The organism is Longimycelium tulufanense (assembly GCF_014645795.1).
Classification (GTDB): domain Bacteria; phylum Actinomycetota; class Actinomycetes; order Mycobacteriales; family Pseudonocardiaceae; genus Longimycelium; species Longimycelium tulufanense.
Genome location: NZ_BMMK01000002.1, coordinates 76,655 through 97,156, shown reverse-complemented (window position 1 = coordinate 97,156; position 20,502 = coordinate 76,655). Strand labels below are relative to the sequence as shown.

Annotated in this window: 22 protein-coding genes and 1 tRNA gene; 18 read left to right on the top strand and 5 right to left on the bottom strand. The window is 69.9% G+C overall.

Going from position 1 to position 20,502, the window contains the following annotated elements; translation table 11 throughout:
* Positions 1 to 24 precede the first annotated feature (24 nt).
* Positions 25 to 711, top strand: a complete 687-nt coding sequence (locus tag IEY55_RS02715) for a hypothetical protein (RefSeq protein WP_189053542.1) — start codon at positions 25 to 27, stop codon at positions 709 to 711.
* Between the two features lie 9 nt (positions 712 to 720).
* Positions 721 to 1,353 carry an imidazole glycerol phosphate synthase subunit HisH gene (gene hisH, locus IEY55_RS02710; protein ID WP_189053540.1) on the top strand — a complete coding sequence of 211 codons (633 nt, stop codon included), beginning with the start codon at positions 721 to 723 and terminating at the stop codon, positions 1,351 to 1,353.
* On the opposite strand, the gene IEY55_RS02705 is transcribed toward hisH, so the two are convergent.
* Positions 1,337 to 2,044, bottom strand: coding sequence for a hypothetical protein (locus IEY55_RS02705; protein ID WP_189053538.1), 708 nt, complete (start codon positions 2,042 to 2,044; stop codon positions 1,337 to 1,339). The genes hisH and IEY55_RS02705 overlap by 17 nt on opposite strands.
* A 515-nt stretch (positions 2,045 to 2,559) precedes the next feature.
* Between IEY55_RS02705 and priA the strand changes: the two genes are divergently transcribed.
* The 6 genes from priA (at position 2,560) to IEY55_RS02675 (ending at position 5,980) form a co-directional block, all read left to right on the top strand.
* Positions 2,560 to 3,297 (top strand): bifunctional 1-(5-phosphoribosyl)-5-((5-phosphoribosylamino)methylideneamino)imidazole-4-carboxamide isomerase/phosphoribosylanthranilate isomerase PriA, encoded by a 738-nt coding sequence (gene priA, locus IEY55_RS02700; protein ID WP_189053537.1) that lies wholly within the window; start codon positions 2,560 to 2,562, stop codon positions 3,295 to 3,297.
* A gap of 1 nt (position 3,298) precedes the next feature.
* Complete coding sequence (locus IEY55_RS02695) at positions 3,299 to 4,129, top strand: inositol monophosphatase family protein (protein ID WP_189053535.1); 831 nt, start codon at positions 3,299 to 3,301, stop codon at positions 4,127 to 4,129.
* A gap of 57 nt (positions 4,130 to 4,186) precedes the next feature.
* On the top strand, positions 4,187 to 4,960 hold the full coding sequence (gene hisF, locus IEY55_RS02690; protein WP_189053533.1) for an imidazole glycerol phosphate synthase subunit HisF: 774 nt from the start codon (positions 4,187 to 4,189) through the stop codon (positions 4,958 to 4,960).
* Complete coding sequence (locus IEY55_RS02685) at positions 4,957 to 5,316, top strand: hypothetical protein (protein ID WP_189053531.1); 360 nt, start codon at positions 4,957 to 4,959, stop codon at positions 5,314 to 5,316. The genes hisF and IEY55_RS02685 overlap by 4 nt, the downstream gene beginning before the upstream one ends.
* A 173-nt stretch (positions 5,317 to 5,489) precedes the next feature.
* The gene (hisI, locus tag IEY55_RS02680; RefSeq protein WP_189054207.1) at positions 5,490 to 5,840 is read left to right on the top strand and encodes a phosphoribosyl-AMP cyclohydrolase; all 351 of its coding nucleotides are present in this window, start codon (positions 5,490 to 5,492) and stop codon (positions 5,838 to 5,840) included.
* A 63-nt stretch (positions 5,841 to 5,903) separates the two neighbouring features.
* Positions 5,904 to 5,980, top strand: a tRNA-Met gene (locus IEY55_RS02675).
* Between the two features lie 233 nt (positions 5,981 to 6,213).
* On the opposite strand, the gene IEY55_RS02670 is transcribed toward IEY55_RS02675, so the two are convergent.
* Positions 6,214 to 6,837 carry a TetR/AcrR family transcriptional regulator gene (locus IEY55_RS02670; RefSeq protein WP_189054205.1) on the bottom strand — a complete coding sequence of 208 codons (624 nt, stop codon included), beginning with the start codon at positions 6,835 to 6,837 and terminating at the stop codon, positions 6,214 to 6,216.
* 215 nt (positions 6,838 to 7,052) lie between these two features.
* The gene (locus IEY55_RS02665; protein WP_189053529.1) at positions 7,053 to 7,202 is read right to left on the bottom strand and encodes a hypothetical protein; all 150 of its coding nucleotides are present in this window, start codon (positions 7,200 to 7,202) and stop codon (positions 7,053 to 7,055) included.
* On the opposite strand from IEY55_RS02665, the gene IEY55_RS02660 reads away from it, so the two are divergent.
* The 5 genes from IEY55_RS02660 to trpA all read left to right on the top strand — a co-directional run bounded on the left by IEY55_RS02660 (position 7,201) and on the right by trpA (position 12,479).
* Positions 7,201 to 8,769: an anthranilate synthase component I gene (locus tag IEY55_RS02660; RefSeq protein WP_189053527.1), complete on the top strand. Its 1,569-nt coding sequence runs from the start codon at positions 7,201 to 7,203 to the stop codon at positions 8,767 to 8,769. The genes IEY55_RS02665 and IEY55_RS02660 overlap by 2 nt on opposite strands.
* Positions 8,762 to 9,358 carry a Trp biosynthesis-associated membrane protein gene (locus tag IEY55_RS02655; protein ID WP_189053525.1) on the top strand — a complete coding sequence of 199 codons (597 nt, stop codon included), beginning with the start codon at positions 8,762 to 8,764 and terminating at the stop codon, positions 9,356 to 9,358. Before IEY55_RS02660 ends, IEY55_RS02655 begins: the two co-directional genes overlap by 8 nt.
* 210 nt (positions 9,359 to 9,568) lie before the next feature.
* Positions 9,569 to 10,378, top strand: coding sequence for an indole-3-glycerol phosphate synthase TrpC (gene trpC / locus IEY55_RS02650; protein WP_189053523.1), 810 nt, complete (start codon positions 9,569 to 9,571; stop codon positions 10,376 to 10,378).
* Positions 10,379 to 10,395: 17 nt separating this feature from the next.
* The gene (gene trpB, locus IEY55_RS02645; RefSeq protein ID WP_189053521.1) at positions 10,396 to 11,673 is read left to right on the top strand and encodes a tryptophan synthase subunit beta; all 1,278 of its coding nucleotides are present in this window, start codon (positions 10,396 to 10,398) and stop codon (positions 11,671 to 11,673) included.
* Positions 11,670 to 12,479, top strand: a complete 810-nt coding sequence (gene trpA, locus IEY55_RS02640; RefSeq protein WP_189053519.1) for a tryptophan synthase subunit alpha — start codon at positions 11,670 to 11,672, stop codon at positions 12,477 to 12,479. Before trpB ends, trpA begins: the two co-directional genes overlap by 4 nt.
* A 49-nt stretch (positions 12,480 to 12,528) precedes the next feature.
* Here the strand turns inward: trpA and thrC are convergent, their stop codons facing one another.
* Both thrC and IEY55_RS02630 read right to left on the bottom strand, forming a co-directional pair.
* The gene (thrC, locus tag IEY55_RS02635; RefSeq protein WP_229685910.1) at positions 12,529 to 13,878 is read right to left on the bottom strand and encodes a threonine synthase; all 1,350 of its coding nucleotides are present in this window, start codon (positions 13,876 to 13,878) and stop codon (positions 12,529 to 12,531) included.
* Positions 13,827 to 14,549, bottom strand: coding sequence for a GntR family transcriptional regulator (locus tag IEY55_RS02630; RefSeq protein WP_189053515.1), 723 nt, complete (start codon positions 14,547 to 14,549; stop codon positions 13,827 to 13,829). The genes thrC and IEY55_RS02630 overlap by 52 nt, the downstream gene beginning before the upstream one ends.
* A 248-nt stretch (positions 14,550 to 14,797) precedes the next feature.
* Between IEY55_RS02630 and IEY55_RS02625 the strand changes: the two genes are divergently transcribed.
* From IEY55_RS02625 to lgt, 5 genes are all read left to right on the top strand, one after another.
* Positions 14,798 to 15,967: a YgeY family selenium metabolism-linked hydrolase gene (locus IEY55_RS02625; protein ID WP_189053513.1), complete on the top strand. Its 1,170-nt coding sequence runs from the start codon at positions 14,798 to 14,800 to the stop codon at positions 15,965 to 15,967.
* A gap of 70 nt (positions 15,968 to 16,037) precedes the next feature.
* The gene (gene sbnA, locus IEY55_RS02620) at positions 16,038 to 17,048 is read left to right on the top strand and encodes a 2,3-diaminopropionate biosynthesis protein SbnA (protein WP_268239270.1); all 1,011 of its coding nucleotides are present in this window, start codon (positions 16,038 to 16,040) and stop codon (positions 17,046 to 17,048) included.
* Between the two features lie 100 nt (positions 17,049 to 17,148).
* Positions 17,149 to 18,147, top strand: a complete 999-nt coding sequence (sbnB, locus tag IEY55_RS02615) for a 2,3-diaminopropionate biosynthesis protein SbnB (RefSeq protein ID WP_308424705.1) — start codon at positions 17,149 to 17,151, stop codon at positions 18,145 to 18,147.
* A 40-nt stretch (positions 18,148 to 18,187) separates the two neighbouring features.
* Positions 18,188 to 19,150, top strand: coding sequence for an EamA family transporter (locus IEY55_RS02610; protein WP_189053511.1), 963 nt, complete (start codon positions 18,188 to 18,190; stop codon positions 19,148 to 19,150).
* 285 nt (positions 19,151 to 19,435) lie between these two features.
* Positions 19,436 to 20,440 (top strand): prolipoprotein diacylglyceryl transferase, encoded by a 1,005-nt coding sequence (gene lgt, locus IEY55_RS02605; protein WP_189054199.1) that lies wholly within the window; start codon positions 19,436 to 19,438, stop codon positions 20,438 to 20,440.
* Positions 20,441 to 20,502 lie beyond the last annotated feature (62 nt).

The window sequence follows — 20,502 nt, the reverse complement described above, 5'->3', positions numbered from 1 at the left end:
ACGCCGCCGGGGTTGAATTGGGGTATGAATCCCCGCTCCGACACGCCCTCGTTCGACGCCGGCGGCGTGCACCTGGCCGTCTTCCTCCGCGCGCCCTTCGAGACCGTGCGGGAGGAGTTGGGTGCCCGGCCCCCGGTCGCGATCCCGGCAGGGGATGGCAGCCTGCTGTTCGGCACCGACCCGGATGACGCCAAGGAGGTCGACTGGGCGACGCGGGCCGCGGCCGTGCGGCACGCGCGTCCGGTCACCCTGCTCTGGAACGGCTTCGCGGCGGGGATCTTCACCCCCGGGCTCTGGTCGGACGGGAGCTGGGTGTGGGGTCACCCGGACCTGGTCGGCCCCGTCGCCCAACGGCTCCCGACGATCAGCCCGGCCGCGTTGGGGCAGGCCGACACCCTGGCGTACCAGGCCGCCGTCGCCAGGGCCGCGAAGCGACTGGCGGCCTCGCTCCGCGTGTCCCAGGAGCCGCTGGCAGGGGTCCTGTCGCGGCCGCTGGCCGGGCCCGAGGCGCTGGTCTCGCTGTTCACCGCCGCCGATCTGGGACCGGCCGCGCAGGTGCTGGCGCACGCGCTTGCCGAGTTCCCCAACGTGGCCGGCCCCGGCGCGCCGCCGCGCTGGTGGATCCGGATCCCGGGGGACACCGCCTGGTACGCGCACGACCTCGGTGGGTTGTGGATGAAGGCCAGCGGGACGCGTCGACGGACCAAGTAGGCTGGCGGCGTGGCCCGCGTCGTCGTCTTGGACTACGGATCCGGCAATCTCCGCTCGGCCGAACGCGCGTTGCGGCGTGTCGGTGCCGAGGTCGAGGTGACCGCCGACCGCGATGCCGCGCTCAACGCCGACGGGCTCGTCGTCCCCGGCGTGGGCGCGTTCGCCGCGTGCATGGAAGGTCTGCGATCCGTCCACGGTGAGCAGATCATCGGTACGCGGCTCGCCGGTGGCCGGCCGGTCCTGGGCATCTGTGTTGGGATGCAGATTCTTTTCGAGCGCGGTGTGGAGCACGGGATCGAGGAGGACGGCTGCGGAGAGTGGCCGGGAACCGTGGAGCGGTTGCAGGCGGATGTCCTGCCGCACATGGGATGGAACACCGTGCGTGTGCCCGAAGGATCCGTGCTTTTCGCCGGCCTCGACGCCGACACCCGCTTCTACTTCGTTCACTCCTATGCCGTGCGCAAGTGGGAGTTGACCGTCCAGCCGCCGTTCACGCCGCCGTTGGTCACATGGGCGCACCACGGTGAGGACTTCGTCGCCGCCGTGGAGAACGCTCCGCTGTGCGCCACCCAGTTCCACCCCGAGAAGTCCGGTGACGCCGGCGCCACCCTCCTCGAGAACTGGCTCAACAGCCTCCACTGACCGGCGAGTTCCGCGCTGGCTCAAGAGTTTCGGCGCCGCGTGGTGGGGCGACCGTCAAGTAGTCGAACATCCGGGGAACCTCGGTACGGATGAGGCTGCGCAGATCGTTCACCAGCCGATGCAGGGCGATCGGGCTGGCTGGTGGCTCCGACCAGTGCAGGAGGAAGAGCGTCAGCCGCATGGCGGGCAGCCGCGCCAGCCGGTCCCGGTGGCCCGCCGCGCAGGTCGCGTCCCGCAGCCGGCGGAGATTGTCGAGCACGTCCGCCGCCTCGCCCGGGTTGGCCAGCCGGTACGTCCAGGCGTGATTGTTCAGTAACGCGGCCACCGCGGCTCGGCTGCGCTCGACGGCGGGGAAGGCGGGGCCGCTGGCCGGGTCAGGGACGGGGACCGCGCGCAGGACCCAGCGATTGGTGCGATGGCCGAACCGGCGGGAACGCACCCGCACGACCCGCCCGTTCGCCGCCAACTGCGACAGGCAGCGGGTCACCCGACCCTGTGGCAGTGCGCAGGCCGTGACCAGGTCACGGGTACCGAGCCCGACAGCACCGGCCCGGGCCAGTTCGGCCAGCACCTCGCCGGTGCAGCTGGGCCAGCGAGGTCCGGTGCGGCGACATGGCCCCGCCCGCGACGTCCCCCAGGCATCGATCGCGGCGATGACCAGCTGCCCGAACGAGGTGGTGACGGCGTCCATCGGGCGCGGTCGGGGGTGTGCGGTCAGGAGTCGAACCCCGAAGAACCAGATCGAACCCGTGGGAAAGTCGCGCCCAGCCGCCCTCGTTTTGCCGCACATGTTGCAGCCCCCTTGGGGCACCGAAGCCATCCCATCAGCACGACGTGACAAAAACACGGTCCCGGCGAATCGCCGCATTCGGCACGGCGTCCGGTCGTTCCACAAGTCGATCAGGGGGTCGTGTTTCGGGGTGCAGCGTCGAGTGGTCGGTACTCAAGCAGATCGAACCTGGCCGTGCCGACGCTACGGAGGGTTGTCGTGAAAGGGAAGATCGATGTGGTCGCACCACCCGAGTGGCCCTTTCCCGACCTGTCGTCGGGCGTCGGTCCACGCCTACACCACGACCGCGCCAGGAAAACAGTGCCTGATCCATGCGCCGGCCCCCGAGTTTTCGCGCGCCGCGTGGGCCGCGATAGTCCGGTTGGGAGTGAGCACCCACCATATGGCCGAGCAGGGTCACGGCTTAGGGTGGACGGGTGACGTTCACGCTGCTCCCCGCGGTCGATGTGGCCGACGGCAAGGCCGTCCGCCTGGTGCAGGGCGAGGCCGGGTCCGAGACCTCCTACGGCGACCCGCTGGAGGCCGCCCTGGCCTGGCAGGAGGGCGGCGCCGACTGGATCCACCTGGTCGACCTGGACGCGGCCTTCGGCCGCGGCACCAACCGGGAGCTGCTCGCCGACCTCGTCGGTCGGCTCGACGTCAAGGTGGAGCTGTCCGGCGGCATCCGCGACGACGAGTCGCTGCGCGCGGCGCTGGCCACCGGCTGTGCCCGGGTGAACCTCGGCACCGCCGCCCTGGAGGACCCGGCCTGGTGCGCCCGTGCCCTCGCCGAGCACGGCGACCGGATCGCCGTCGGCCTGGACGTGCGCATCACCCCGGACGGGCACCGGCTGGCCGCCCGCGGCTGGACCACCGACGGCGGCGACCTGTGGGAGGTGCTGGCGCGCCTAGACCGCGACGGCTGCGCCCGCTACGTGGTCACCGACGTGAGCAAGGACGGCACCATGCGCGGCCCCAACCTGCGGCTCCTGCGCGACGTCTGTGCCCGCACCGAGGCCCCGGTGATCGCCTCCGGCGGCGTGTCCAGCGTGGCCGACCTGCGCGCGCTGGCGGAGCTGGCCCCGCTCGGCCTGGAGGGCACCATCATCGGCAAGGCCCTCTACGCGGGTGCCTTCAGCCTGCCCGAGGCGCTCGCGGCGGTCCGGGGGTCCTGACGTGGTCGTCGCGGACCCGGCGGACCACCGGCTCGGTGAGCTGGCGGACATCGCGGCGACCGTGCTCGACGAGGCGGTGCCCGACTTCGTCCGCTGGCTCGGCGCCGCCAGCGAGGTCGAGAAGAGCCCCGGCGACTTCGCCACCGCCGCCGACTTCGCGATCGAGGAGCGGGTGGCCCGGCTGCTCACCCAGCGCACCGGCATCGCCGTGCACGGCGAGGAGCACGGTGGGCCGGACCCGGCCCAGGGCGAGGCATGGGTGCTCGACCCGATCGACGGCACCGCCAACTACTCCACCCGGCTCCCGTTGACCGGCATGCTGCTCGCCCTGCTCCGCGACGGCGCGCCGGTGGCCGGCCTGACCTGGCTCCCCTTGCTCGACCAGCGCTGGACCGCCGTCGGTGGCGAGCTGCGCTGCAACGGCCACCGCCAGCCGCCGCTGGCCGGGGCCAAGCTCGCCGAGTCGGCGGTCACCTTCGGCAACCCCCGTCGGGTGCGGTCCACCGAGGACTACCCGACGCGGTGGCGGTTCGACGTACTGGAGGCGATCACCGCGCGCTGCCTGCGCGTACGGATGCTCGGCTCGACCGGCGTCGAGCTGGCGTTCGTTGCCGGCGGCGTGTGCGGTGGCGCCCTCGGCTTCAGCGACCGGCCGTGGGACAACGCCGCCGGGGTGTGCATGATCCGCGCGGTCGGCGGCATCGCCACCGACCTGGAGGGCCGGCCGTGGACGGTGGACCGGCCGGTACTGGCTGGCGCCCCCGGGGTGCACGGTGAGTTGCTGGAGATCGTCCGCTCCGTCGGTGATCCCGCCGCCTTCGGCGACGACTGATCCCACGCGTCCGGGGCGCACCGAAAGCCCTGCTGGGCACCGTCGTAGGCTGGGCACATGGCGGTCGCCGTGCGTGTCATCCCCTGCCTCGACGTGGATCGGGGCCGGGTGGTCAAGGGCGTCAACTTCACGAACCTGGTCGACGCGGGCGACCCGGTCGAGCTGGCCCGTGCCTACGACGCCGAGGGCGCCGACGAACTGACCTTCCTGGACGTGACCGCGTCCTCCGCCGAGCGTGAGACCACCTACGACGTGGTGCGCCGCACCGCCGAGCAGGTCTTCATCCCGCTGACGGTGGGCGGTGGCGTACGCAGCGTGGACGACGTGGACCGGCTGCTCCGCGCCGGCGCGGACAAGGTCAGCATCAACACCGCCGCGATCGCCCGTCCCGAACTGCTGCGGGAGGCATCCCAGCGGTTCGGCGCACAGTGCGTCGTGTTGTCGGTGGACGCGCGTCGGGTCCCGGAGGGACAGCCCCCCACACCGTCTGGTTTCGAGGTGACCACCCACGGCGGCCGGCGCGGTACGGGCATCGACGCCGTGGAGTGGGCGGCGCGGGGACAGCGGCTCGGCGTCGGCGAGATCCTGCTCAACTCCATGGACGCCGACGGCACCAAGGCCGGCTTCGACCTCGAGCTGATTCGCATGGTGCGTGGCGTGGTGGACGTGCCGCTGATCGCCAGCGGTGGCGCCGGTGCGGTGGAGCATTTCCCGCCGGCGGTGGCGGCCGGCGCGGACGCGGTGCTCGCGGCGAGCGTGTTCCACTTCGGACAGCTGCGGATCAGTGCGGTGAAGGGCGCGCTGCGCGACGCCGACGTGGTGGTCAGGTGAGCCAGCCGCTGGAGACACGGGTCGCCGCCGCTCTCCTGGCCGGCGCCGGCGTGGCCTTCCTGCTCGTGGGCATTGCGCGGTGGGCGGTCGAGGGTGGCCCCGACCTCCTGCTGCCGCCGGTGGTGTTGACCGTGTTCGGGGTCGGCGTGGCCGCCGGCCTGCTGGCGGGCTGGTGGTGGGCGCGCCGGGTCGGGCTCGTGCTGGCCGTCGTCGGCGCCGTGTTCCACCTGCTCATCGTTCTCGGCGGGGCACCGTGGTGGGCGCGCCTGGTGTCCGGCCTGCTGGCTGCTTCGCAGGTGTACGTGCTGGTGCTGTTGAACATGAGAGGTTCCCGTGAACGAGCACCAGATGCGTGAAGATGCGGGAGTTCACGGGGTCCGACCGGGTGCGGGTGTCCCGCAGGACGTCTGGAGGTAACCACGAGCGATCACCGCTCTTGTCGCGGGTGGCAGAGCTCGTGGTTGCCGACCGGGTGCGGGTGTCCCGCAGGACACAGCACCGGTAAGGGAGAAGGGAAGTCGCGGTGAGCATGGCCGGCCTGGACCCGTCGATCGCGAACCGGCTCAAGCGCACCCCGGACGGGCTGGTGTGCGCGGTCGCACAGCAGCGCGGTACCGGCGAGGTGTTGATGGTGGCCTGGATGGACGACGAGGCGTTGCACCGCACCCTCACCACCCGGCGCGCCACCTACTACTCCCGGTCCCGCCAGACCTACTGGGTGAAGGGGGAGACCTCCGGCAACACCCAGCAGGTGCACGAGGTGCGGCTGGACTGCGACGGGGACACGTTGTTGCTGGTCGTGGACCAGGTCGGGGCGGCCTGCCACACCGGCACCAGGACGTGCTTCGACAGTGACGTCCTGCTGTCCGAACAGGACTGATCACCGCGGGGGCACCCCCCCTGAAACCCGCGGAACGGGCTCGTGTAGAGTTCTCTTCGTCGACGCGGGGTGGAGCAGCTCGGTAGCTCGCTGGGCTCATAACCCAGAGGTCGCAGGTTCGAATCCTGCCCCCGCTACCAGGTCACGAGGCCACCGGAACCACGTTCCGGTGGCCTCGTTGTGTTGTGCCCCAAGCACTTGCGGCAGGGGACGGGGCCGGCACACGCCACTTCCGTGGCGCCCGCACGTGCTCGATGCCGTTGATGTTCCGGCGGATCACGCGCGTGGTCTTCGGCCAGCGGCCGACAGCGGGCGCGGGGACGGGGCCGTGAGCGACGGAAAATCCCCCGGTTTTCCCTGCTGTCAAAGGTGATCAGTCCAGCTCCCCGGACATATAGCGCTGGAGGTTCGGGGCCATCGTGCGTACCAGGGTGTCCACGTCAGCCGATGCCAGCGGCTCCAGCCGCACCACGTAACGCGCCATCCCCAGACCGATGATCTGGCTCGCGCACAGCGTCGCCCGCAGCTCGTGCTGGTCGGGCGCCACGGCGGCGACGACTCGGCCGAACACCGTCTGGACGAAGATGTCGCGCAGCGCCTGCGCCGCCAGGTCCATGCTGGTGACGCTGCGGACCAACGCGGTGAACTGCCCGCCCCCGGTGGCGTCCCAGACGGCGAGGAAGTTACGCACCATGCGCTCGCCGACCGTCTCCGGCGGCCCGTCGAGCAACCGCCGGACGATCTCGTCCGGGGTGATCGGCAGCTGGATGACCGATGCCGCGAACAAACCCTGCTTGCCCCCGAACCAGTGGTTGACCATGGCCGGGTCCACTCCTGCCCGGCGGGCGATCACGCGGACGGTGGCACCGTCATAGCCCTGCGCGATGAACTCGGCGCGGGCGGCCTCCAACAGCGCCGTCCGGGTGTCCTCCCCGGCCGGACGGCGGCCCCGCCGCCGGCGCCGGGCCGTGCCCCCACTCTCGTCACCGGTCGGCACGTCCTCCCCCGCTGTCCCATGACCGTGCGTGTCCGCCACGGGCGCGGCATCCGCGCCGTTCCCCCGATCGTCCGTGGCGCTGTGCCCCTGAATAGGGCTGTCGCCGTGCTCAAGCCTTCTGGCCACGTCCACATCATCGCTGGTGAGGTACGTAGCGCGCAGTGCGAGCGCGAGCCACCGGACCACGGGGTCCACCTGGCGGGACGTGTGGAGGATCACAGGGGGCTGGACTGGCCCCCTGCGGCGGTGGCACCGGGATCGACGTCCTGCCTGCCCGCCACCGGTTCTCCCACCTCGTGGGACGGGTGCACCGCCCCCAGGGCGGCGACCGGGCCACCCCGCCGGGCCGGCAGAATGGCCAGCATGCTCAGCGCGAATGGCAGCGGGGTCGGGGCGGCCCTCGGCGTCGGACCGGTCTCTCCGGGCCGGGAGGAGTTCCGCGCGCTGGCGGCGGACCGCCGGGTGATCCCGGTCGTGCGGCGACTGCTCGCCGACGGGGAGACGCCGCTGAGCGTGTACCGCAAGCTGGCCGCGGACCGCCCCGGCACCTTCCTGTTCGAGTCGGCGGAGAACGGCCGTTCCTGGTCCCGGTGGTCCTTCGTGGGGGTGCGCAGCGCCGCCGCGCTGACCGTGTCCGACGGCGTCGCCACCTGGACCGGCAACCGCCCGGCCGGGCTGCCGGACGAGGCGGACCCGCTGCGCGCGCTCCGCGCCACGGTCGAGGCGCTGCGTACCGACCCGCTGCCGGGGCTCCCGCCGCTGACCGGTGGGATGGTCGGCTACCTGGGCTACGACGCGGTCCGCCGGCTGGAGCGCCTCCCCGAGCTGACCACGGACGACCTGCAGATCCCTGAGCTGGTGATGTTGCTGGCCACCGACCTGGCCGCGCTGGACCACCACGAGGGCACCGTCACGCTCATCGCGAACGCGGTGAACTGGGACGGCAGCGACGAGCACGTCGATGCCGCCTACGACGACGCCATCGCCCGCCTCGACGCCATGGCCGAGGCGTTGTGCGAGCCCGCGCCGCCCAGCGCGGTCGTCCTCAGCCGCGCCGAACCCCGGTTCTCGCGGCGCCGCACCTCCGAGGACTACCAGGGCGCGGTGGATCGGGCCAAGGAGGCCATCCGGGCCGGTGAGGCGTTCCAGATCGTGGTGTCGCAACGCTTCGACGTGCCCACCACGGCCGACGCGTTCGACGTCTACCGGGTGCTGCGCACCACCAACCCCAGCCCGTACATGTACCTGCTCCGGCTCGAGGGCTTCGACATCGTCGGCTCCAGCCCGGAGGCGTTGGTGACGGTGCGCGACGGCAAGGCGACCACGCACCCCATCGCGGGCACCCGGTGGCGTTCTGACGACCCGGACGAGGACGCCCTGCTGGAGAAGGACCTGCTGCAGGACGCCAAGGAGCGGGCCGAGCACCTCATGCTGGTCGATCTGGGCCGCAACGACCTCGGGCGGGTGTGCCGGGCGGGCTCGGTGCACGTGGTCGACTTCTTCCGCGTCGAGCGCTACAGCCACGTCATGCACATCGTCTCCACGGTGACCGGGGAGCTGGCCGAGGACGCCACCGCGTTCGACGCGATCACCGCCTGCTTCCCCGCCGGGACGCTGTCCGGTGCGCCCAAGCCGCGAGCGATGGAGCTGATCGAGGAGCTCGAGCCGACCCGGCGCGGGCTGTACGCCGGGGTCGTCGGGTACCTGGACTTCGCCGGCAACGCCGACACCGCCATCGCCATCCGTACCGCCCTGCTCCGGCAGGGCGTGGCGCACGTGCAGGCGGGCGCGGGGGTGGTGGCCGACTCCGACCCGGTGTCCGAGGACAACGAGTGCATGAACAAGGCGCGTGCCGTGCTCAACGCGGTGGCGACGGCGGAGACCTTCCGGCTGGCCGCCAACGCGCCGCTGGAGGCCGGAACGCGTGGCTGACCGTGCGGGCGGCGGGGCACGACGAGCCCTGTGGTTGGCCGTCGTGCTGTTGCTGGGTGCCGCGGCCGCGCTCTGGGGGTCCTCGCGGCTCACCTGGCTCGCCATGACCGAGGAGCGTCCGGGCGGGGGAGTCGCGACAGTGATCCGCCAGGGTGCCGAGCAAGCCCCTCAGCTCGTGCCCCTGGCCCTGGTCGCGCTGGCCGCGGTAGCCGCCCTGGTGGCCACCGGCGGGTGGCTGCGGCGGGGCATCGGGGTGCTGTTGCTGGTGGTGGGTGCGTGGGCGCTCTGGACCGCGCTGAGTCCCGTCGACAGCGGGTACCCGGGAGATGTCCCGGTGGCACAGCGGGCGGAGCTGGATCGGGCGCGGGTTGAGCGACCGTGGGCCCGGGTGCTGGCCGCCGGGGGCGGGGCGCTGCTCCTCGGGGCCGGAGCCGCCACCCTGTGGTGGGGCCCCCGGATGCCCCGGATGGGTGCCCGCTACCAGGCCCCTTCGGGTGCCCGCCGTCAACGGGACCCGCAGCGGCGGATGTGGGACGCGATCGACGCCGGTGAGGACCCCACCGTGGACCGCCCGGGACGGACCGACTGACCGGTCGGTGCTACCGCCCGGCGGTGGAACAGCCTTGCTACGCAGGGCGGATTCGACGACCCGGTGCCCGGACCGGGGGACGGCCAGGGTTAGCATCCAAGGGCTACCCGGCGGTGGGAAGGGGAGTGTCGTGACCGAGCGTGGCCGGCGAACATCGGTCCGCGGCGAGACCAACGCGAGCGTGCTTGCCGCGCTCAGGGGGGAGGACGCGTGAGCGTCCTGGAGTCCATCATCGAGGGGGTGCGGGCCGACCTTGCCGAGCGCGAGGCCGACGTCCCGTTCGAGCTGATCAAGGAGCGGGCCGCGCTCGCCGTGCCGGCCCGGGACGCGATCGCGGCGCTGCGCGCCCCCGGCGTCGGGGTGATCGCCGAGGTCAAGCGGTCCAGCCCGTCCAAGGGGCAGCTGGCGGAGATCGCCGACCCGGCCGAGCTGGCCAAGGACTACGCCGAGGCGGGCGCGCGCATGATCAGCGTGCTCACCGAGCGGCGCCGGTTCGGTGGCTCGTTGGCCGACCTGGACGCGGTGCGGGCCGTCGTGGACGTGCCGGTGCTGCGCAAGGACTTCGTCGTCACGCCGTACCAGGTGCACGAGGCCCGGGCGCACGGTGCCGACGTGGTGTTGCTGATCGTCGCGGCGCTGGAACAGAACGCCCTGGTCTCCCTGCTCGACCGGGTCGAGTCGCTGGGCATGACCGCGCTGGTCGAGGTGCACAACGAGGAGGAGGCCGACCGGGCGTTGCAGGCCGGCGCCCGGGTGATCGGCATCAACGCCCGGAACCTGCATACGCTGGAGGTCGATCGGGAGGTCTTCGGCCGGATCGCGCCCGGGCTGCCCAACGCGGTGCTCAAGATCGCCGAGTCCGGGGTGCGGGGACCGAGCGACCTGATGACCTACGCCGGGGCCGGCGCGGACGCGGTGCTGGTCGGGGAGGGGCTGGTCACCAGCGGCGACCCGCGCACCGCCGTCACCCAGCTCGTCACCGCCGGATCGCACCCCGCCTGCCCACGGCCCAGCCGCTGACCACGCAGGAGGATCGGATGAAGCCCGAGATCGCCCCCACCGCCCACGACCCGGACGAGGGGGGCCACTTCGGGCCCTACGGCGGCCGGTTCGTGCCGGAGGCGTTGGTCGCCGCGCTGGACGAGCTGGCCGCCGAGTACGACAAGGCCCGCAACGACCCGGACTTCCTCGCCGAGCTCGCCCGCCTGCAGCGGGACTACACCGGGCGGCCCTCGCCGCTGACCGAGGCGCCGCGGTTCGGCGAGCACGCCGGCGGCGCCCGGATCCTGCTCAAGCGCGAGGACCTCAACCACACCGGCTCGCACAAGATCAACAATGTGCTGGGACAGGCACTGCTGACCAAGCGGATGGGCAAGCGGCGGGTCATCGCCGAGACGGGCGCCGGCCAGCACGGGGTCGCCACGGCGACCGCATGTGCGTTGATGGGCCTGGAATGCGTCGTCTACATGGGCGAGGTGGACACCCAGCGGCAGGCGTTGAACGTCGCCCGGATGCGCCTGCTCGGCGCCGAGGTCGTCCCGGTCCGCGCGGGCTCGCGCACCCTCAAGGACGCCATCAACGAGGCGTTGCGGGACTGGGTCACCAACGTCGACCACACGCACTACCTGCTCGGCACGGTTGCCGGCCCGCACCCGTTCCCGGTGATGGTGCGCGACTTCCACCGCGTGATCGGGGACGAGGCGCGGGCACAGGTGCTCGAGCGCGTGGGCCGGCTGCCGGACGCGGTGGCCGCCTGCGTCGGCGGCGGCTCGAACGCGATCGGGATCTTCCACGCCTTCCTCGATGACACCGACGTGCGGCTGTACGGGTTCGAGGCGGGCGGCGAGGGCCTGGACTCCGGGCGGCACGGCGCGACGTTGACCACCGGCGTGCCCGGGATGCTGCACGGCGCCCGCTCGTACCTGATGCAGGACGAGGACGGGCAGACCATCGAGACGCACTCCATCTCCGCCGGGCTGGACTACCCGGGCGTGGGGCCGGAACACTCGTGGCTGAAGGACACCGGCCGGGCCGGGTACCGGCCGGTGGCCGACGCCGAGGCGATGGACGCGCTGCGGTTGCTCACCCGTACCGAGGGGATCATCCCGGCCATCGAGTCGGCGCACGCCCTGGCGGGTGCGCTGCAGCTCGGCCGGGAACTGGGACCGGACGGGATTGTGCTGGTCAACGTCTCCGGCCGCGGCGACAAGGACATGGAGACGGCGGCGACGTGGTTCGGGCTGGTGGACGACGGTGCCAGCGGCACCGGTGACGGCCCGGCGAACGGCCCGAGGAACGCGGAGGACGCGCGATGACGCCGACGACGGCCCGACCCGAGGGACAGGTCTTTTCGCTGGACGCGTTGTTCCGCACGTGCCGGGACGAGGGGCGCGCCGCACTCGTCGGGTACCTGCCGGCCGGGTTCCCCACGGTCGGGGACTCGAAGCGGATGCTGTCGGCGATGCTCGACGGCGGCTGCGACCTCGTCGAGGTGGGCGTGCCGTACTCCGACCCGGTCATGGACGGGCCGACCATCCAGGCGGCCGCGGACGAGGCGTTGCACGCGGGTTTCCGGCTGCGTGACGTGTTCTCGGTCGTGGAGTCGGTGGCCTCGGCCGGTGGGCGGGCGGTCGTGATGACCTACTGGAACCCCGTGCACCGGTACGGTGTGGACGCCTTCGCGCGGGACCTGGCGTCCGCGGGCGGGCTCGGCCTGATCACGCCGGACCTTATCCCGGACGAGGCCGACGACTGGATGGCCGCCAGCGCCGAGCACGTGCTGGACCGGATCTTCCTGATCGCGCCGTCGTCGACCGAGGAGCGCATCGCCTGCACCGTGGCGGCCAGCAGTGGGTTCGTCTACGCGACGTCGGTCATGGGTGTCACCGGCGCCCGGGACAGCGTTGGCGCTGCTGCCGCTGACCTGGTGCGGCGGGCCCGCGCGCACACCGAACTGCCGATCGGTGTTGGGCTGGGCGTCCGCTCCGCCGGCCAGGCGGCCGAGATCGCGGCCTTCGCGGACGCGGTGATCGTCGGCTCAGCTTTCGTTTCCCGGGTCCGGGACAGCGAACAAGCCGTCCACACCCTCGCCACCGAACTCGCCGAAGGCGTTCGCCGTTGAATGTCGCTCACTAACCCATCACGTGGAGCCGGCCAGGCTGGTTCGGGCGCTATCCGTTAGCGGGCACGAAAGCCGGTTCTCCTCCGTGGTGGTCGGTGATGAACGACCGGAGGGCGTCCAAGGTGGGTTCAACGACGCGCGCCCGTGGAGAGCCAGCCATCACAACGTCGAGGGTCTTCAATCCGTGTCCGGTGTGGACGATCACCATCCGCTCGTCCCGGCGAATGTGGCGTTCGCGAAGGAGACGGGGCAGCGCCGCGACCGTAACAGCGCTAGCCGGTTCCGCGAGCACACCGGTCTGCTGGGTGAACCAGCGGGCTGTCGGGACGATCTCGCTCTCAGGAACCGTGGTGAGCACTCCGTTGGTGTCCCGGACAGCCTGGAGTGCACGGTACCCGTCCTGCGGATTCCCCACACTGATGCTGTCGGCGACCGTCGCGGCTCGGGTGGGAACGACCTCCGTCCCACCGCGGTGCCATGCCTCATACAGGGCAGCTGCGGCGTCCGACTGGACTCCGATGAGCCGGGGAAGCTGGTTGATCCATCCCATGGCAAGTGCGTCAACGAAACCACGATACAGCCCGACGAGGATGTTCCCGTCCCCCACCGGGACAAGCACGGCGTCTGGCGACTTCCACCCGAGCTGTTCGAGAATCTCCAACGCCGCCGTCTTCTTGCCTTCCGCCGTGTAAGGATTGACCGCCGTGTTTCGGCAGTACCATCCCCATTCGGCGGAGGCGGCAAGACTCAGCTCTACGGCGGTATCGTAATCGCCGCGTACCCGAACGACCGTTGCTCCGTATGCCGCGAGTTGTGCCAGCTTGCTGGCCGGGGTTCGTTCGGGAACGAACACCAGACACCGAAGACCGGTGGCCGCGCACAGACCCGCGAGGGCCGCAGCGGCGTTACCCGAGGATGCGGTTGCCACTGTCCGTTCCCCGAGTTCCATTGCCTTGGCGACGACAAGTGCACTGGCCCGATCCTTCAACGAGCCGGTCGGGTTCAACGCCTCGTTCTTGATGAAGAGCTCGGCGAGGCCGAGTTGTTTGCCCAGCTTGTCAGCCCGATACAACGGGGTCCAGCCGACCGGAAGCGCAACCCACGAGGTGGACAAGCTCTCCGTGACGGGAAGGAGCCGCCTGTACCGCCACATCGATGGTTCATCGAGGAGGACGGTGTCCCCCGGTGCGTGGCCTGCTCCGAGCCGCTGGTAGTCCAAGGCGAGTGTCAGGCGTCCGCCGTGCGGGCAGCAGCCACACGTGTAGCGGATGTCCGCCAGCCCGAATGTTGCCGAGCAGCGCGAACATACCCAGCCGAAGTGTTCCATCTCATCCCCAGTACAAGGTTTCAGAGTCGCCGTCGGCGGATGTAGAAGCGGAAATGTCCGGAAAGCAGCCACGCGTGGCTGACGTTCACGATGTTTCCCTCATTGTCACAGGTGAGTTCGTCGACGAAGAGCGACGGTGAGCTCGGTGGGACACCGAGCCGACCGGCGATGTCCCCGGGCAACGACACCGGCTCCAGCTCACAGTCGGCGTAGGTGACCCGGAGTTCCTTGTGCCGAAGCAGGACATCCAACACCGATCCTCGGAACTCGGTGCGGATCGTGTGGAAGGGCAGAACCTCCGCGGGCACGTAGTCGACGATCCACCCCACCGGTTCACCCTCGAAGAGCTTGCCGCGTCGCACCACAGTGGCGGAGGTCCCTGCTGGCATCTTGAACTGTGCCGCGACCTCCTCGTCGAGTTCGATGGGTTCGACCTGCTCGTGAACATTGACCACCTGCTGGCCCTTGACAGCGGCGAAGGTGTCCAGCGAGACCAAATGATCGAGGCTCGATGGGATCGACCTGGAGTATGGCAGGAGCCGCGCGGCCTGTCCCTGCCGCACACTGATGAACCCTTTCTCCCGCAGGCTACGGAGGGCGGCGCGCACAGTGACCCGGGAGACCTCGTAACGGCTGCAGAGCTCCGCCTCGGCGGGAAGCTGCTCGCCTGGCTTCACCGTCCCGGACAGGATCAGATCCTGCAGGATTCTGTCTCGGACCTCGTCACTCAGTTGGCGCCGCACAAGACCCCTCTCTGTTGGCAGAAGCCCCCGCAACTGCACGTCAACGACGTACCACCGCGATTGCTGACCGCCCATGGTCTACCGGGCCGAGGATCCAGCGCAAGCTGCTGTCACTTGGTAGTTGACATACAAGTTCCTTCCTGCCACGTTGGGTGCCGTGGCGGCGGCGGTTGGTGACCGCGCTGTGAAGGTCCCTACCTCGGCCCGCCAAATGTTCCGGTTTTCGTCTGCTGGGGGAGTGGATGCCGGTGCGAGACGGGTCCGAGTGCCATGACGTGGAACGGTTTCTTCTCCGCCTGCTCGCGGCGCCGAGCCTGTCGACGCAGGAAGCCGCGGCCGCCGAGGTGCTGAGAGCGGAACTCGTCACGCTGGGCTTCGAGGTCGAGACCGACGAGCTCGGCAACGTGATCGGCGTTCTCGACCTCGGGCCCGGACCGACGATCCTGCTCGACTCACACCTGGACACGGTGGGTGTGGAGCGACCCGAGGCATGGTCGGCCGCACCGAGTGGTGAGCGGCGTGGAGACCTGATCTACGGTCGCGGTGCGGTGGACATGAAAGGCCCGCTGGCCGCGTGCGTCCATGGGGTTGCCTCCCTAGGAACGACTCATGACGCCGGCCGGATAGTTGTTTCCGGAAGCGTCGCCGAGGAACTGGTGGAGGGCGCGGCGCTTGTTCCGATCGTGCAGCGCGTGGCACCCGACTATGTGGTGATCTGTGAGCCCACTGCGGGTGCACTGGCCCTCGGTCAGCGTGGTCGTGCGGAGGTCGTCGTCGAGGTCACGGGGAAGCCGTGCCACTCGGCCTACCCGGCTGAGGGAGTGAATGCGGCCGAGGTGATGGCGGAGATCATCTGCGAGGTGCGTTGCCTTCCCGCGACCCAACATCCTGTGCTGGGTGACGGAATCCTGGTCCTGACCGATCTCGCGTCGTCGCCACTGCCCAGCCTGTCGGTGGTGCCCGCGAGGTGTACGGCGAGGTTCGACCGCCGCACCCTCCCGGGTGAGCTGCTGTCCGATGTTCTCGAACCGATACGAAGCGTTGCGGAAAGAGTGGCAGCACAGTTTGACGCATCCACTGAGGTCAGCCTGGGAGAAGCAACCTACACGACCTATACCGGGTGTGCGGTCCGTGCTGCCTGCTTTGCCCCGGCATGGGTAACCGAACCTGGTTCCACCGTTGCCGAGTCGGCGTTACAGGGATTCGCGTCCGTCGGAATGACCTTGCCGGTGAGTCATTATTCATTCTGTACCAACGGTTCGGCGACCGCTGGGGCGCTTGGTGTTCCTACGATCGGCTACGGGCCGGGAGCGCCGAACCTCGCGCACCAGGTCGATGAGGCCATCGCTCTTTCTGAGCTTCGTGAGGGTGTGCGTGGATATGCAGCCCTGGTACGCGGGCTGACCAGTAGGGCATGAAACTACCGCGCCATCCTGGATGGGGGTCCAGATGGCGGTCATGTGTTGCGGAGAGAGGGAGTGGACCGTAGTGGCCGTTTCGCCGCAGATTGAAGACCTGATCAACGACGATATGTTCCTTGACCTCAGCAGAATCCTCGACCGTCGGGTCCTGCTGAAATGTGAGGGCCTCAACCTGGCCGGCTCGGTGAAGATGAAGGCGGCGGCCAGTATGGTGGTCGCCGCTGAGGAGGAGGGGAGGCTCCGTCCGGGTTCGGTGCTCGTGGAGTCGTCCTCGGGAAACCTCGGTGTTGCCCTGAGTATGATCGCCGCCAACCGCGGCTATCGGTTCGTGTGCGTCACTGATCCGAGGTCCAACCTCAGCAATCGAAAGTTGATGACAGCCGCCGGTGCGGAGGTCGTGGTCATCGAGCAGCGCGACGGCAACGGTGGGTTTCTCGGTTCGCGCATTCGCTACGTCCAGGAGCTGTGCGCATCCGACTCGCGTTACGTATGGCTCAACCAGTACGAGAACCGCTTCAACTGGATCGCGCACTATCGAACCACCGCGCAGGCGATCTTACGAAACGTTCCCGACCTGGACTTTCTGTTCGTGGGGGCTGGTACGACCGGCACCCTCATGGGCTGCGCACGCTACTTCAAGGAAGTGGCCCACCCAGCGAAGATCATCGCGGTTGACACCGTCGGCTCGGTGACCTTCGGTGGACCGAGCATGCCGCGGTACATCCCCGGCCTCGGCACCAGCCGGCGGCCCGAGCTGCTCGACGAGAGTTACGTCGACGAGGTCGTTCTGGTCGAGGAGGGAGAGGCCGTGCGGACCTGCCGGAGCCTTGCCCGCCACGGCTTCCTGCTCGGCGGCTCAACCGGAACCGTGCTCGCGGCGGTGAACCGGCGAATGCGGCACGAAGCGGGCAACCCGACATGCGTGGCGATCTCCCCCGACCTTGGCGAACGCTATCTGGACAGCATCTACGACGACGCCTGGGTGACCGAGCATTTCGGCCTCGACGTGGTGGCCGGGGTGAACACCCATCGTCAACCCGCTTCGTGGTCCGTGGCCGTTGCGGCCAGCGGGACATAGGGCGCCACATCTGATCCTCCGGACGAACGAACCACCCGCTCCATCCGCCAGTAGAATCCCGATCACAGAGGTAACGGTGTTCACTCCTTCTTTCTCCGTCGTGACCGGTGCCACCGTCCGTTCCGTGCTCGCCGGACAGCACAAGCGAATCGTGCAGATCATCGAGGAGGCTTACCTGACGCACGGCGCCGGTAGGAGCGTCAACCCGCCGAGCTACTTCCTTCGGTTCCCCGAGCGGCCGGACGACCGCATCATCGCGTTACCCGCTTCCCTGGGCGGGGACGTGTCTGTTGACGGGATCAAGTGGATCTCCAGCTTCCCCGGCAACATCCGCGAGAACCTACCGAGGGCATCTGCCGTGCTGGTGCTCAACGATCCGGCAACCGGCTACCCGTTCGCTTGTATGGAAGCCTCGGTAATCAGCGCGACCCGGACCGCGGCCTCTGCCGCACTGGCCGCCGACCGGCTTCATCGTGACCGACCCCGGGCGCGTCGGGTGACCTTCTTCGGTACTGGACTCATCGCCCGCTACATCCACGACTTCCTGGTGGGAACCGGCTGGACGTTCGACACGATCGGCGTGTATGACCAGTCCCCCGAGTATGCTACGGCGTTCCGGGACCACCTGACCCGCGACGGTGACGCCAGGCATGTCAAGATCCACCACAGCGCCGAGTCCGCGATTCGGGATTCGGAGCTCGTAGTGTTTGCGACCACGGCTGTCGCCCCACATGTCCGTGAGGCTTCGTGGTTCTCGCACAACCCAACGGTGCTGCACGTCTCGTTGCGGGACCTGTCGACGGACATCGTGCTGGCGTCCTCAAACGTGGTGGACGACGTGGAGCACTGCCTGAAGGCAAACACCTCGCCGCACTTGGCGGAGCAGGAGACCGGATCACGGTCGTTCGTCGCCGGCACGCTCTACGACATCCTGGTCGGCAGGCTGGCGTTGCCATCGGACAGGCCGATCGTCTTCTCGCCATTCGGCTTGGGTGTGCTCGACCTGGCGGTGGGTAAGTTCGTCTACGACGAGGCGCAACAAAGTGGCCAGGCGCACGTTGTAAGCGATTTCTTCGCCGAACTCAGCCGCTACGCGTGAACGTTCTTACTGTCGTCCTAACCTGAGTTCGGGGCAGTTGATGAGTCAATTGGAAGACAGGGCTGGACTCGCGCGGTCCGGTCTGGTGCTGGCGTTGCTGTCAGCGGGGTTCCTCGGAGCCAGCGGCCCTTTCGGAAAGGCGCTGATTACCGCGGGCATGAGCCCGGTCCAGGCCGTGTGGGTACGGATCGCGGGCTCGGCACTGGTCTTGGTGCCCGTGGTCGTCCTGCTCGGAAGGGCATCGTGGGACGTGGTACGCCGGAACCTGCCGGCGCTGGTGTTGTACGGGTTGCTGGCCGTGGCCGGTGTCCAGGGCTTCTACTTCCTCGCCGTCTCGCGGATCCCGGTGGGCGTCGCTCTGCTGCTGGAGTACCTCGCCCCGGTGCTGATCGTGCTCTGGGTTCGGTTCGTCCGGCGCTCCCCGGTGCCCCGATCCGCGGCATGGGGCGCCGCGGCCGTCGTCATCGGCCTCGCCTGCGTCGTGCAGATCTGGGCGGGGCTGCGACTCGACGTGGTCGGGCTGTCCGCCGGCCTGGCCGCCGCGGTCTGCCAGGCGTCCTTCTTCCTGCTGTCCGACCGGCTCTCGGCCGCCGTGGACCCGCTGACCATGTTCGCCTGCGGCACCACGGTGGCCGCGGTGGCCCTGGCACCCTTCGCCCGCCCGTGGTCCGCGGACTGGTCGATCCTCTGGGGCAGCACGATGGTGGCCGGCCACGGCGTCTGGACCCCCCTGGTGGTGTTGTGGGTCGTGGTCGTCAGTACCGTGCTGGCCTACACGATCGGAATCCTGGCCATCCGCCGGTTGTCCGCACCGGTGGCGGGTGTGATCGCCAGTACCGAGGTGTTGTTCGCCGTGCTGATCGCCTGGATCGCCCTGGGGGAGACGCTGACCCTGATCCAGGTCGTCGGGGGAGCCGTGTTGCTCGCGGGCGCGTTCGTCGCGCAGCGGTCGGTGCCCTCCACCCAACCGGAGGTGAAACGGCCTGCCGCCACCGTTGGGTAATTGATGAGGGCTGGGGCGCCGGGTAGCCCCCGGCCCGGCTGCCCGTCCCCTGTCCATCGGGCGAGACTGGGCGGCTGGGAGGTAGCGCGTTCTGGTCACCTCGGAGGTCGGCGGGAAGATCGGCCTTCGAGGGTGACGGGGAGGAGACAGACGCGCTGCGACCCCGGTCGGGGCGGTGGGGGTGCTGTCGCACGGTGGTGTGATCACCGGACATGGGCACGCGGTAACGGCGGCCATGCCGAAGGTTGTGGAACTCGGCCCGCTACCGTGGGCGACGTGAGCGCGATGCTGCCCTTCCTGGCCACGATCCCGAGCCCGGATCGTGGCGTGTGGTACCTCGGGCCGATCCCGATCCGGGCTTACGCGTTGTTCATCATCACCGGCATCGTCATCGCGATCTGGTGGGGCGAGCGGCGGTTCGTCGCCCGCGGCGGCCAACCGGGCACGGTGACCGACGTCGCCGTGTTCGCGGTGCCGTTCGGCCTGGTCGGCGGCCGGCTGTACCACGTCGCCACGGACTGGTACAAGTACTTCGGCGAGGGTCGCAACCCGCTCGACGCGCTGAAGATCTGGCAGGGCGGCCTGGGTATCTGGGGCGCGGTGGCGCTGGGCGCGGTGGGCGCCTGGATCGCCTGTCGCCGCCGCGGCGTCCCGCTCACGGCGCTGGCCGACGCGGTCGCCCCCGGCATCGTCACCGCCCAGGCCATCGGCCGGCTGGGCAACTACTTCAACCAGGAGCTGTACGGCGCCCCCACCACCCTGCCCTGGGGCCTGGAGATCTACCAGCGAGTCGATCCGACCACCGGCCTCAGCGACCCGCTCAACGGCGTGGCGGTCAGCCAGACCCCGGAATTCGTGGTGCACCCGACGTTCCTCTACGAGCTGCTGTGGAACCTGGGCGTCGCACTCCTCGTGGTATGGGCGGACCGCCGGTTCCGGCTCGGTCGCGGCCGTGCCTTCGCGCTCTACGTCGCCGGCTACACCGCCGGCCGGTTCTGGATCGAGATGATGCGCTCTGACGAGGCCACCCACGTCTTCGGCGTTCGCATCAACGTCTGGGTCTCCGCGTTGGTGTTCCTCGGCGCGGTCGCCTATCTGTTGCTGGTGCGGGGCCCGCGCGAGGACCTTGCCGCATTGCGCGCCGGCAGCGGGGAGAACGGCGACGGCACGTCCACGACGCCAGCGGGATCCGGTGGCGCGCAAGCCACACCGGACGAGCAACGCAACGAGGGAAACAAGGTCGAGGGGACGGACGACCCGACACGGTCGACCTCTCGCGGTGCACCCTGACCGCCCCCACCGAGCGAACCCATTGGCCGCCGTCCTCGCGGACGGCGGCCAATGGGTCTTCA

Coding starts and splice junctions, on each gene's coding strand:
- hisI (WP_189054207.1), top strand. CDS start 5,490: ATGGCCGGCCTGGACCCGTCGATCGCGAACCGGCTCAAGCGCACCCCG.
- IEY55_RS02715 (WP_189053542.1), top strand. CDS start 25: ATGAATCCCCGCTCCGACACGCCCTCGTTCGACGCCGGCGGCGTGCAC.
- hisF (WP_189053533.1), top strand. CDS start 4,187: ATGGCGGTCGCCGTGCGTGTCATCCCCTGCCTCGACGTGGATCGGGGC.
- IEY55_RS02660 (WP_189053527.1), top strand. CDS start 7,201: ATGCTCAGCGCGAATGGCAGCGGGGTCGGGGCGGCCCTCGGCGTCGGA.
- IEY55_RS02665 (WP_189053529.1), bottom strand. CDS start 7,202: ATGCTGGCCATTCTGCCGGCCCGGCGGGGTGGCCCGGTCGCCGCCCTG.
- IEY55_RS02610 (WP_189053511.1), top strand. CDS start 18,188: ATGAGTCAATTGGAAGACAGGGCTGGACTCGCGCGGTCCGGTCTGGTG.
- IEY55_RS02705 (WP_189053538.1), bottom strand. CDS start 2,044: ATGGACGCCGTCACCACCTCGTTCGGGCAGCTGGTCATCGCCGCGATC.
- lgt (WP_189054199.1), top strand. CDS start 19,436: ATGCTGCCCTTCCTGGCCACGATCCCGAGCCCGGATCGTGGCGTGTGG.
- trpA (WP_189053519.1), top strand. CDS start 11,670: ATGACGCCGACGACGGCCCGACCCGAGGGACAGGTCTTTTCGCTGGAC.
- trpB (WP_189053521.1), top strand. CDS start 10,396: ATGAAGCCCGAGATCGCCCCCACCGCCCACGACCCGGACGAGGGGGGC.